Here is an 11,400-nt window from a genome sequence, read left to right as displayed (position 1 = left end):
TTGGTCATAGCAATGACCTCCTTTTGTTAAATTGCCTGCGGACACAGGCAATTTATTATACAAAAGGAGTTTTTTTATCTTCCTTACCGGTGAAACCTTTACCGAACCCCCAGCCTAGCTGGGGGTTTTCACAACATACAATAACACCCGCCATAACGGCGGGTTTGTTATGTTAAATAAAAATTTCTAATTCTCTGCGTTTGCCATATTTAAGCAAAAAAACTTTCTCCGCCAGCCACAGGGCGGCTTTGGGCTGCATACTGCGCGCATGGGAGGGGCATATATGCACGCAAGACATACAGGAAATGCATAAAGCATGATCCGTAGTATCTGGCTTGTCTTTAGAAATAGCGCCTGTGGGGCAATGGGCCGCGCAAGCCCCGCAATGCACGCAGGCGGAATTTACCGCCGGCTTAAAAGGAACTCCTTTAAACTCTTTATAAGAAGAACGCCCCGGCACCTGCGGCGTTACCCGGGCAGAAAGCTCTTTTAAGTCCCCCAGTTTTTCCCACGCGCGGCGGGCAAAAACGGCTAACGCCTTGGCGTCTTTTTCATCCGGACGCCCGGATGCCACACGCGGCATTAAAGAATGCTGCGCCGAAACCGCCCCAAACGCAACGGGCACAAATCCCGCCGCCTCGGTCAGGTTTTTCATTTCCAGCAAAGCGTCGTCATAATCCCGGTTGCCGTATACGGCCAAACACACCGCCGGCGTGTGATTGCCTTTAATCAACGAAAACCGCTCCGCCGCCGGCTTGGGCAACACCCCGCCATACACCGGAGCGGCAAACACGGCCAGTTCATCGGGAGCAAAAGAGTAAGAAACCTCTGTTATATGCGGGGTAATATTCTTTTTTTGGGCAGGCACGGGAAGACCCGCCAGAAATAAATCCAACACTTTCTGCGTAAGCCCCGTTGCGCTAAAATAAATACAAGTAACTTTGGAAATATTCATACTGCCGCCTATATCAACGCCCAAACAGTTTGCCGATGTTTTTAATATTTAACTGCGCCACACACGCGCGCCCGTGCGGGCAGTGCATGCCGTCTTTACATTTTTTCATGTTTTCAAGCAAGGCTTGCGCTTCAGCCGCGGTCATGGCGTCATGGGCTTTAACGGCTTTTTTACAAGCCAGCATGGCCACCATTTTACGTTTCAGCGCGTCCGTAGATTTGGCGGGGTCCCCCACCACGGCCGCCAGAGACTCCACAAAACTTTTCATTTCATCTTCTTTAAAACGGACGATATGCGGCATGGTCTTTACCTGCACCGTGCGCGGGGAAAAACGCTCCAGCTCAAACCCCGCCGTTTTTAGCCACGGGGCCCAGCTCATTAAACTTTCCGCATTGCTGGGGGTTAAATCCACATGAATGGGAAACATCAGTTCCTGCACCTTTATATCATGTTTATCAAACGCGTCCATATAATGTTCAAACAATACGCGTTCTTGGGCGGCGTGTTGATCTATTAAAATAAGCCCGTCCGGGTTTTCAAACAGTAAATAACTGCGCTGCAGCTGCCCCAAATAATGATAAGGCCCTTTATACCAAGCCGGATCCTGCGCGGAGGGCAATTCATCCTGTGAGGAGGCGCGCCCAGCCTCCGCCGAGGCATTGTAACTAACGGGGTCCTCGCTGTCGCGCACGGTAAAACGTGTCTTAGGAGCCGGGGCAAAAATATCCGTTACCGATTGCGGCTGCTCCGCCGGCTTAGGCATAAAACCCGGCGCGGGCGGAACCGCCCGATCAGCCGCCTTGGGCTGAAATAACTGCTGGGCCGCGGGCCGGGCCTGCAAACTTAAATCAATTGCCGGGGCGGGAGGCAACACGGCCGCTTCCACCGGGCGGGAATTACCAAACGCGGTTTCCGCCGCGCTGTTTAAAATAAAGCCGAACACGCGGTTCTCATCCACAAAGCGTATTTCACGCTTTTGCGGGTGAATGTTTACGTCAAAATCCGCCGGTTCTAAAGTCATATAGGCAATAAAAGCGGGGTGGCGGTCTTTGGGACGCACATTTTGCAAGGCTTTATATATAGCCTGCTGGACGGTTTTAGACTCTATCGGCCGGCGGTTTACAAATACAAATTGAAAATCCCGCACCGTTACCAGTTTATCCGGCGGGGTTAAAAAGAGTTTCAGGCCCAGCGGCTCAAATTCTTTAAACACCAAACTTTCCGCCACGGCCGGGCCTAAAATTTCCGCCGCGCGGGCGCGAACGGCCTGCTCCACGGGGCCGGTTTGCGCCGGCAAATGATACACTTCCCGCCCTCCTATACGCACGCGGTAACTGACGCGCAAGTTGGCCAGGGCGCTTTCCTCCACCACTTTAAGCAGGCAAGCGCGCTCGTACGAATCGCTCTTTAAAAACTTGCGCCGGGCGGGAGTATTAAAAAATAAATCCCGTATTTCCACCGTGGTGCCCGGTATGGCGGGGGCCGGCGCGCGGCGGGTAATACTTCCCCCCTGGGTTTCTATACAATGCCCTTCTCCCTGAGGGGTGCAGCTGCTGATGGTTAAACGCGATACCGCCGCCACGGAAAACAACGCCTCCCCGCGAAAGCCAAACGTATGCAAATGGGTTAAATCGTCAAAGGTGCGTATTTTGCTGGTGGCATGGCGCACCACGCTTAGTTCCAAATCTTCTTTATCCATGCCGCAGCCGTTGTCGTTAATGCGTATTAAATCCTTGCCGGCGCCTTCAATATCTATGTTTACAGCCGTGGCGCCCGCGTCCACCGCGTTTTCCAACAATTCTTTTAATACGCCGGCGGGGCGTTCTATCACTTCGCCCGCGGCGATTTTACTGGAGGTGGCTTGGTCTAAAACGGTAATTTTACTCATTGATGCGTTTCTTCCATTCGCAAATAAGCTGTAAGGCGGCCAGCGGGGTCAGGCTGTCCGTATCGGCCATTTTAATTTCTTCCACAATGGGGGAAGAGAACAAATCTTTCACCATATCTTTTTCTTTGGCGGAAATTTTGGCCCCGCCTTTTTTAGCTTCCAAATCTTTAAGCACCTTGCGCGCGCGCAGCGTGCAGGCGGCGGGCAGACCGGCTATTTCCGCCACGTGTATGCCGTAGGACTGGTCCGCCGCGCCCGGTAAAATTTGATATAAAAACGCCAGCTTGCTTTGGCCGTTTTCATCTTTATACTCTTTGGCCTGCACGTGATAGTTTTTCACGCTGGGGTATTTGTTTTCCAAATCCGTCAGCTCAAAATAATGCGTGGCAAAAAGCACTTTGGGACCGCCGTGCGGTTTATACAAATATTCCACAATCGCCCAAGCGATGGAAATGCCGTCAAAGGTAGAGGTGCCGCGGCCCACTTCGTCCAGCAAGATAAGGCTTCTGGGCGTCATGGAAGCTAAAATATGGGCCGTTTCGTTCATTTCCACCATAAAGGTGGAGTTCCCGCGTGAAAGCGCGTCATGCGCGCCAATGCGCGTCATAATCCGGTCCACCACGCCCACGCGGGCTTCTTTGGCCGGCACGAAAGACCCCATCTGCGCCAAAATAACCAGAATGGCGGTTTGCTTTAAAAACACGCTTTTGCCTCCCATATTGGGGCCGGTAATAAGCATAATTTGGTTATCCGTGGAATTGACGGATAAATCATTCGGCACAAAACTGCCGGGCGGGAGCGTGCTTTCCACAATCGGGTGCCTTCCTCCTTTATAAGAAAGCACGTCCGAATCATCCACCGTCGGGCGCACATAGCCGTTTTGCGCGGCGGTTTGAGCCAAAGAGGCGTACACGTCCAGCTGGGCGGCCACGCGGGCAAAAGTTTTTAACGCTTGGGTTTGCCCGGCAAGCGTTTTGCGTACTTCATCAAATAAAGAAGATTCCAAACGCAGGATTTTTTGATCCGCGTTTAAGATTTTATTTTCCAAATCTTTTAACTCTTCCGTAATAAAACGCTCGGCATTGGTAAGCGTTTGTTTGCGCACATAATGATAAGGGACCTTGGACAAATGCACTTTGGTTACCTCAAAATAATAACCAAAGACGGAATTAAAGCCCACCTTCATGGAGGGAATGCCCGTTTTTTCCCGCTCGCGCGCGCAGATTTCCTCCAGCGTTTTGCCGCTGTTGTGGCGCAGGGAGCGCAGTTCGTCCAAATCCGCGTTATACCCTTCGCGGATGATGTTGCCGTCACTAATGCGAAGGGGCGGGTCCTCATTAATGGCGCTGTAAAGCAGGCGGCTCATGTCTGAAAGGCCGGCAAAAGCGTTGGCAAAGTCCCGGGCCAGCTGCGGAACCGCCTGCCCAAATTTTTCAAACCAGCGGTGAAGCGGCTCAGCGTTTAATAAAGAACGCCGCAGGCCGGACATGTCCCTAGGGGAAGCCGTACCCGTAGCCGTGCGGGTGGTAATGCGTTCCACATCGGAAATATTTTTAAGTATGGACTGCACTTCTTGCGCCGCTTGCGGGTTTTTTACAAACCCCTCCACGCTGTTTTGGCGCAAAGCGATATCCTGCGGGTTTAAAAGCGGGTGCAAAATCCATTCTTTCAGCATACGGCTGCCGCCGGACGTTTGGGTTTTGTCCAGCAAGTCCCACAAACTGCCTTTGCGTCCGCCTTCCTGGTTTTGCACCAACTCCAGGGCGGTTACGGCGTTTTCATCAATAATTAAGGTTTCTTTTAATTCCCGGTAGCTGGGGATTAACGTTTCTTTAAAGCTGGGTTCGGTAACATTAATATAGCGCATGACCTGCAAAGCGCAGGACAAAGCCGCGCGTTTGCCCTCCCACGCGCCCAAAGAGGGCCAATTTTCCGGCAGGGTATAATCCCCGTCAAAAGAGGGGCGGGTGGTCAGGCCAAACCCGGCCGGGATAACCACCTTGGCCTGTAAATCTTTTAAAGAAGCCTGGTCCCCCGCTATTTCCGCCGGGTTAATGGCCGCCAAGGCGGCGGCTAAATTCATTAAAGAAGGGTCTTTGTCGTTTTGGGTAACCCAAAATTCCCCGGTGGATACGTCCACACACGCCAGCGCCCACCCCGCCTTATGCACCATTACATACACTAAATAATTGGATTGATTGGCCGTAAGCAGGGTGTCTTCCATCACGGTGCCGGGGGTAATGACGCGGATTACTTTGCGTTCAAAAAGTTTGGTGTTGTTTTCCGCCGCGGAACCAACCTGCTCGCAAATAGCTATTTTTTTACCCGCTTTTAATAACCGCACAATATAGTTGTTTGCCGCATGATACGGAATCCCGCACATAGGGGTACCGTGCCGCGCGGTAAGCGTAAGCCCCAGGAGATTGCTTACTTCACGGGCTTGCTCGTCAAACATTTCATAAAAATCACCCAAGCGGAAAAACAAAATAACGCCGGGGTTTTTAGCCTTAATCTCTTGGTATTGCTTCATCAGCGGGGTAGTAGCTTGGTTTTGCATAGCCATATTTTAGCAATTTAACGCGGGGGTTTAAACAAGTTTAACAGATTAATTTTTACTATACAAAGCGCTTCAAAATAAGGAAATAAACAAGAAAGACACACTTTTTATTTTTTTTGCTATAATATATGTACCTAGTTGTTTAAGTAAAGCCGGGGCGTAAGCCTCGGCGTCAATTTGTACGGTAGGATGGCTGAGCGGTCAAAAGCAACGGTCTGTAAAACCGTCGGGCTACGCCCTACATAGGTTCGAATCCTATTCCTACCACCATTTAAACCCCGCTCGTGCGGGGTTTTTTGTTGGGCTGGTGGGAAAGCATGCCAACCGCTTGGCTTAGAATACCTTTTACACGCGCCGCGCCCATGTTGTGCTTTTTTCCGCTCCTTTGGCCCGGCATACTGCGCTTAAAAATAAAACGGAACTCACCCCTCCGCCATTGAACCAAAAAACACGGCATTTTCAATATATAAAAACCCCTCCTTGCGGAGGGGCTTTGTTTTTATAGGGTTTCTTTTAACTGGCCCACCAGTTCCTGCCAGGGGCGTTTGGCCTCTCCGCCGCCTTGGGCAAAATCGGGCCGGCCTCCAGCGCGGCCGTTTAAGTCCGCCGCGATTTGCTTGGCTACGGTGACCGCGTCCACATTAGGCAGTTTGCCGGCCATCTTTACCACAAAAGAGCGCTTGCCCTCTTTGTCACAGGTAACGATAACCAACGCCTGCTGGTATTTTTGGGCCACCGTATCGGCAATGGTACGCAGTTCTTTGGGTTCGGCCCCTTCCGCGTTGCGGATAACCAAAGAGGTGCCGTTTTTCATGGTAAACGTTATTTCGTTCATGCCGCCGGCAGCCATGGTTTTCTCACGGAATTGGGTGTAGCGTTTTTTCACTTCTTTCAGCTCATCCATAATACCGTTTATGCGGCTAAAAACGTCTTTTACCGGAACCATTAAGCGGGAGCTTAGGCTTTCCGTATCTTTATAAACGGTTTTTAAATAGTCCAGCGCGGCCGGGCCCGCCACGCCCTCTATGCGGCGCACCCCGGCGGAAACGGAAGCTTCTTTCAAAACCAAAATGGTAATCACGTCCGCCGTGTTGCGCACGTGGGTGCCGGCGCAAAGTTCCAAGCTGTATTTTTGCTCCGGCGCTTCAAACGAGCCCCCCATCATCACAAAGCGGGCCGGATCCGCATAGGTTTCCCCCAGCAGGGTGACGGCCCCCAGTTTGTCCGCGTCCGCCAGCGGACGCACTTGGCAGTTAACCGCAAGCGCGTTTTCCACCGCTTGGTTGGCAATGGCCCAGGCGCGGTCCAATTCTTCCGGTTTGGGCGTGCGGGATAAAGTATAGTCAAAACGGAAGCGCTCCGGAGACACAAAAGAACCGCTTTGATGTACGCTGTCCCCAAATACTTGGCGCAAAGCCGCGTTTACCAAGTGAATGGCGCTGTGGTTTGCCATACAGCGTTTGCGCAAAGCCGCGTTTACGCTGAGGGTTACTTTCTGCCCTTGGGTTAAACGCCCGTTTACTTTATGCACGTACACTTTGCCCAACGGCTTTTGCACGTCTAACACGCGGGCGACGGGTTGGCCTTGGCACAAAATTTCCCCCGCGTCTCCCACTTGGCCGCCGGATTCGGCGTAAAAAGAGGTTTTGTCAAACACGGCGTAGCCTTCGCCCAGTAAATTTTCACACGGCTCCAGCGCGGCGGTGAACAAAGCCAGCACGTTGGCGTTTTGTTCTAACGCGTCATACCCCGTAAATACGGTGGCGGGATAGGTGTTTTCTATACGCTGGAGCATAATGGCTTTATCTTTGGAAAGCTCATCGGCGTAAGAACGGCTTTTGGCTTGCGCCGCTTCTTTGGCGGCCTCATAGCCGGCCTCGTCCACTTCCACCCCTTTGGCGGAAGCGATTTCTTTGGTAAGTTCCAAGGGGAAACCAAACGTTTCGTGCAGGTGAAACGCGTCCTGCCCGGATATTTTGCCTTTGCCCTGGGCTAGCAGGGCGGCCAGTTTTTCTTCCCCGGTGACCAAGGTTTTTAAGAAGGTGGTCTCTTCCATTTTTAATACGTCTTGGATGTGGGAAAGGTTTTTGTCTATTTCCGGGTACAAGCCATTAAAAATTTCTTTCACTTTAGGGGCCAGCGTATACAAATATGGTTTATCCGCCCCCATTAAGCGCGCATAACGCGCCGCGCGGCGGATCAAGCGGCGCAAGATGTAGCCGCGCCCTTCGTTAGAAGGCAAAATGCCTTCCGCAATCAAAAAGCTGGAGCTGCGCACATGGTCCGCAATAATACGCAGGGCGGATATTTCCTCTTTGGTTTTTCCCTTTAGATTCAAATCCAGCTTGGCTTGGTTGATAATGGGGGTGAACAAATCCGTTTCAAATACGTTTTTTACGTTTTGCATCACCATGCATAGGCGCTCCAGCCCCATGCCTGTATCAATATTATTATGGGGCAGCGGTTTAAAGGAGCCGTCTTCCTGGCGGTTGTAGCTTTCAAATACGATATTCCAAATTTCAACAAAGCGTCCGCAGTCGCACGTAATATCACAATGCGGGTTTTTGCAGCCCTTGGGGCCAAAATCGTAATAAATTTCCGTGCAGGGGCCGCAGGGGCCGGTGGGGCCCATGGTCCAAAAGTTGTCTGCCTCGTCCAATTCAAAAATGCGTTCCGCCGGCACGTATTGCAGCCATGCCGCGTAGGCCTCAGCGTCGCGCGGGGCAATGCCGCCCTTGTAAATGCTGACGTAAAGTTTATCCGCCGGAATACCCAAGGTTTTGGTTAAATATTCCCAGGCCCAGTCTATGGCTTCCTTTTTAAAATAATCGCCAAACGAAAAATTGCCCAGCATTTCAAAAAAAGTTAAGTGGCGTTCCGTAAAGCCTACGCTGTCTATATCCGTGGTGCGCACGCATTTCTGGCAGCTGGCGGCGTTTTTGAGGGAGTTGTCTATCCCCAAAAAATTGGCTTTAAACTGCACCATGCCCGCGGAGGTAAACAAAAGGGTAGGGTCCGAATGCGGAATAAGTGAGCTGGAAGCCACTACCGGCAGGCCTTTGGAGTGAAAGAATTGCAAAAAACCGTTTCTAATATCAGTGCTTTTCATAAGATTACCTAAAATACCTCTATAAAACTGTATAATTAAAGTATATCAAATACAGAGAGGGCGCGCCTCTCGCCTAAAGTCTATGAACCCTAGTTTCATGCACATTAAAACCATTTTTTTTGACGCGGACGACACCCTATGGGTCAATGAAACCCATTACCGTAATACCGAAAGAGCGTTTTTTAAGCTCATAGGGTTAAACGAGCAGGACGGCATCCGCGAACTGCTGCATACGGAAATGCAAAACATGCCTTTATACGGTTACGGGGCTAAAGCGTTCACCCTTTCTATGCTGGAAACGGCCCAGCGTATTTTGGGCGCGCAGCAAGCCGCCGCCGTTACCGCGCCAGTGCTGGAACTGGGGAAAAAACTCATCGCCGCCCCCATGGAACTGCTGCCCGGCGTGCGCCAAACCTTGCAAGAATTGGCCCCTTTTTATACCTTGGCCGTTGCCACCAAAGGGGACTTGCTGGACCAACAACGCAAATTGCAAAACTCCGGCCTGCGGGATTTTTTCGCCCATGCGGAAATTATGACGGACAAAACCCCTCAGGCTTATTTAAACTTATGCCGCGCCCTAAAAACCGAGCCCGCCCACACCCTGATGGTGGGCAATTCCGTCCGTTCAGATATTCTGCCCGCGTTGGAAGCGGGTTTGCAGGCCGTTTATATTCCCTGCCAAGACGGCTGGATATATGAAGAAGCGCCCAACACCCCCCTGCCGGATTTTGTCACTTTAAAAAATATACAAGAGCTGCCCGCCTTGTTAAAAGGAGAAACTCATGCATAAAATATTAGGATATCTTTTACTTTGCGCCGGGTTGTTTTTTATTTTCTTTGCCTGCGTGGGCATGTATAAAACGTTTATTTTAAAAGCCCCCGTCGCCCAAGTAGTTAAAATGAGCAATGTAACCGCCCAAACCGCCCAAGCGCAAATACAAATACCTATGGACGGGGTCAACCAGCTGGCCAATACCGCGTTGTTTGCCGTTCTGATGGTATTTTTGGCTACGGTTGGAGGAAAAGTAGCCTCTGCGGGGATTAATTTGTTAAAAGTGGAACGCATTTATGACGCGCTGAGTGAACTGGACTTAAACAAAAAAGAAGATTTGGAAACCTTAAAAAAAGTATGAAGATATTATTTATCATCAACCCAAAAAGCGGAAAAGGCCGTGACCCGCAAGAAATAATAGACGCCGTAACGCTTAATTTTCCCCAGGCTTCTTGGGCGTTAACAGAAGCCCCGGGCCACGCCACCCAGCTGGCCCAAAAAGCCGTACAGCAAAATTATGAGGCCGTAGCTGCCGTTGGAGGCGATGGAACCATCAACGAAACGGCCCGCGCGCTGGTGCATACCCAAACCGCTTTGGGGGTGATACCCAACGGCTCCGGCAACGGGCTGGCGCGGGAAATGGGAATGCCGTTATCTGTGGAAGAATCCCTGTTGCGCCTGCAAACGGCTCATGCCGTACCGTGTGACGCCGGAAAAGCGAACGGCGAACTGTTTTTAAATCTAGCCGGCGTAGGCATAGAAGCCCAAATAGCCTATGATTTTATGCAGTATGGCAAGAGCGGCAAGCGCGGCATGTGGCCTTATTTTAAACTGGGCGCTAAAGACGTGCTGACTTACCGCCCCCAACCCATAGAGCTGGAGTTGGACGGACAAAAAACCACCGTCAGCCCGCTTTCTTTGGCGTTTGCCAACGGCACCCAATATGGAAGCAATTTTAAAATTGCCCCCCAGGCCAGCTTAACAGACGGCTGGCTGGACTGCGTACTAATTAAAAATGAAAGCAAGTTAAAATTGCTTTGCGCCCTGCCCAGCTTTTTTACCAGCGACCCCGCCCACAAAGGCGTTACCCAAACCACGCGCGTTAAAAAAGCCGTTTTGCGCCAAGCGGGTGAAATTATCTATCACCTGGATGGCGAACCCAAAACCACACAAGACCGGCTGGAAATTTCCATAGAGCCCAGCGCTTTAAATTTATTGCTGCCCGTTAAGGCTCATTAATTATGGGAAAAAGAAAAACAAAACGCCTCCCCTTTCGGCTCCGTTCCAATAGGCGGTTTTGGGCATCGCTTATTACGGCCGTTATTTTGTTCTTTTTACAGCAGCAGGGCAAACCCATTAACCAAAACCAGCCCATGCCGGGGGAAGCGGCGTTAGAAGAAGTGGACATCGCTTCCGTATATGACGGAGATACTTTTAAAATTAATTTAAACTGTTCGCTGGCGGTATACTGTGAAAAAGTTCCCGTGCGCGTGCGCGGGGTGGACTGCCCGGAAATGAAAGGAAAAACCGCCAAAGAAAAACGTTTGGCCCAACAGGCGAAAGCTTTTACCAAAGACTTTTTATCCCAGCCGCCCATTATGCTCACCCACTGCGGGCGGGACAAATACTTCCGCCTGCTTTGTGATGTAAGCAACGCCCAAGGAGAGGATTTAGCCCAAGCGCTTATCCAGCGCGGGCTGGGCTATGCGTACGACGGCGGGGAAAAATCCAATCAGTTTAAATAACTTTATTGTTAAACGCATCAACCGCACTGTAAGTTATCATAAAAAATACCACAGTTTATTAAGAAAAAACTGCATCAACATACCAATAAGTAAAACCAACAATAATTCAACAAGCGCAAGCCCGCCTAATTGATCAGCTGTAAGGTTTTTCATAAACACCTCTTTTTTTGATTTCATTTCGTTTCTAACAAAATTTATCAAAAAAAACAAAGCAAGCCCTTTTTACATTAAGACATGAAACTCCCCGGGCTTACGCCCGGGGTTTCTTTCTATACGAACAATTTCATTGTTCGCCCCAAATCTTCTTTTCCCTGCATATCTATATATTTTCGTATTTGTTCTTCGTTTATCCCTACCGTGGATACAAAGTATCC

8 protein-coding genes and 1 tRNA gene are annotated in these 11,400 nt (G+C 50.6%); 5 read left to right on the top strand and 4 right to left on the bottom strand.

The window, feature by feature from the left end; all coding sequences use genetic code 11:
• Window positions 1–172: 172 nt before the first annotated feature.
• From ACQY33_RS05265 to mutS, 3 genes are read right to left on the bottom strand one after another with little or no spacing between them, the layout of a single operon-like run.
• The gene (locus tag ACQY33_RS05265) at window positions 173–955 is read right to left on the bottom strand and encodes a 4Fe-4S binding protein (RefSeq protein ID WP_428074648.1); all 783 of its coding nucleotides are present in this window, start codon (window positions 953–955) and stop codon (window positions 173–175) included.
• Window positions 956–968: 13 nt separating this feature from the next.
• Complete coding sequence (gene mutL, locus ACQY33_RS05260) at window positions 969–2,843, bottom strand: DNA mismatch repair endonuclease MutL (protein WP_428074646.1); 1,875 nt, start codon at window positions 2,841–2,843, stop codon at window positions 969–971.
• Complete coding sequence (mutS, locus tag ACQY33_RS05255) at window positions 2,836–5,400, bottom strand: DNA mismatch repair protein MutS (protein ID WP_428074645.1); 2,565 nt, start codon at window positions 5,398–5,400, stop codon at window positions 2,836–2,838. The genes mutL and mutS overlap by 8 nt, the downstream gene beginning before the upstream one ends.
• Window positions 5,401–5,583: 183 nt before the next feature.
• Here mutS and ACQY33_RS05250 point away from each other — a divergent pair.
• Window positions 5,584–5,670: transfer RNA gene (locus tag ACQY33_RS05250), tRNA-Tyr, on the top strand.
• A gap of 229 nt (window positions 5,671–5,899) precedes the next feature.
• Here the strand turns inward: ACQY33_RS05250 and alaS are convergent.
• On the bottom strand, window positions 5,900–8,509 hold the full coding sequence (alaS, locus tag ACQY33_RS05245) for an alanine--tRNA ligase (RefSeq protein ID WP_428074643.1): 2,610 nt from the start codon (window positions 8,507–8,509) through the stop codon (window positions 5,900–5,902).
• 82 nt (window positions 8,510–8,591) lie between these two features.
• Here alaS and ACQY33_RS05240 point away from each other — a divergent pair, with 82 nt between their 5' ends.
• From ACQY33_RS05240 to ACQY33_RS05225, 4 genes are all read left to right on the top strand, one after another.
• Window positions 8,592–9,299 (top strand): HAD family hydrolase, encoded by a 708-nt coding sequence (locus tag ACQY33_RS05240; protein ID WP_428074641.1) that lies wholly within the window; start codon window positions 8,592–8,594, stop codon window positions 9,297–9,299.
• Window positions 9,292–9,642, top strand: a complete 351-nt coding sequence (locus tag ACQY33_RS05235) for a hypothetical protein (protein WP_428074639.1) — start codon at window positions 9,292–9,294, stop codon at window positions 9,640–9,642. Before ACQY33_RS05240 ends, ACQY33_RS05235 begins: the two co-directional genes overlap by 8 nt.
• The gene (locus tag ACQY33_RS05230) at window positions 9,639–10,520 is read left to right on the top strand and encodes a diacylglycerol/lipid kinase family protein (RefSeq protein WP_428074637.1); all 882 of its coding nucleotides are present in this window, start codon (window positions 9,639–9,641) and stop codon (window positions 10,518–10,520) included. The genes ACQY33_RS05235 and ACQY33_RS05230 overlap by 4 nt, the downstream gene beginning before the upstream one ends.
• A gap of 86 nt (window positions 10,521–10,606) precedes the next feature.
• Window positions 10,607–11,026, top strand: coding sequence for a thermonuclease family protein (locus tag ACQY33_RS05225; RefSeq protein WP_428074635.1), 420 nt, complete (start codon window positions 10,607–10,609; stop codon window positions 11,024–11,026).
• The last annotated feature ends 374 nt before the right edge of the window (window positions 11,027–11,400 follow it).

The organism is Candidatus Avelusimicrobium aviculae, from assembly GCF_949292495.1.
In the GTDB taxonomy this organism is placed as follows: Bacteria; Elusimicrobiota; Elusimicrobia; order Elusimicrobiales; family Elusimicrobiaceae; genus Avelusimicrobium; species Avelusimicrobium aviculae.
This window is presented reverse-complemented; position numbering and strand designations above follow the sequence as displayed.

Coding starts and splice junctions, on each gene's coding strand:
- ACQY33_RS05265 (WP_428074648.1), bottom strand. CDS start 955: ATGAATATTTCCAAAGTTACTTGTATTTATTTTAGCGCAACGGGGCTT.
- ACQY33_RS05240 (WP_428074641.1), top strand. CDS start 8,592: ATGAACCCTAGTTTCATGCACATTAAAACCATTTTTTTTGACGCGGAC.
- ACQY33_RS05230 (WP_428074637.1), top strand. CDS start 9,639: ATGAAGATATTATTTATCATCAACCCAAAAAGCGGAAAAGGCCGTGAC.
- alaS (WP_428074643.1), bottom strand. CDS start 8,509: ATGAAAAGCACTGATATTAGAAACGGTTTTTTGCAATTCTTTCACTCC.
- mutL (WP_428074646.1), bottom strand. CDS start 2,843: ATGAGTAAAATTACCGTTTTAGACCAAGCCACCTCCAGTAAAATCGCC.
- ACQY33_RS05235 (WP_428074639.1), top strand. CDS start 9,292: ATGCATAAAATATTAGGATATCTTTTACTTTGCGCCGGGTTGTTTTTT.
- mutS (WP_428074645.1), bottom strand. CDS start 5,400: ATGCAAAACCAAGCTACTACCCCGCTGATGAAGCAATACCAAGAGATT.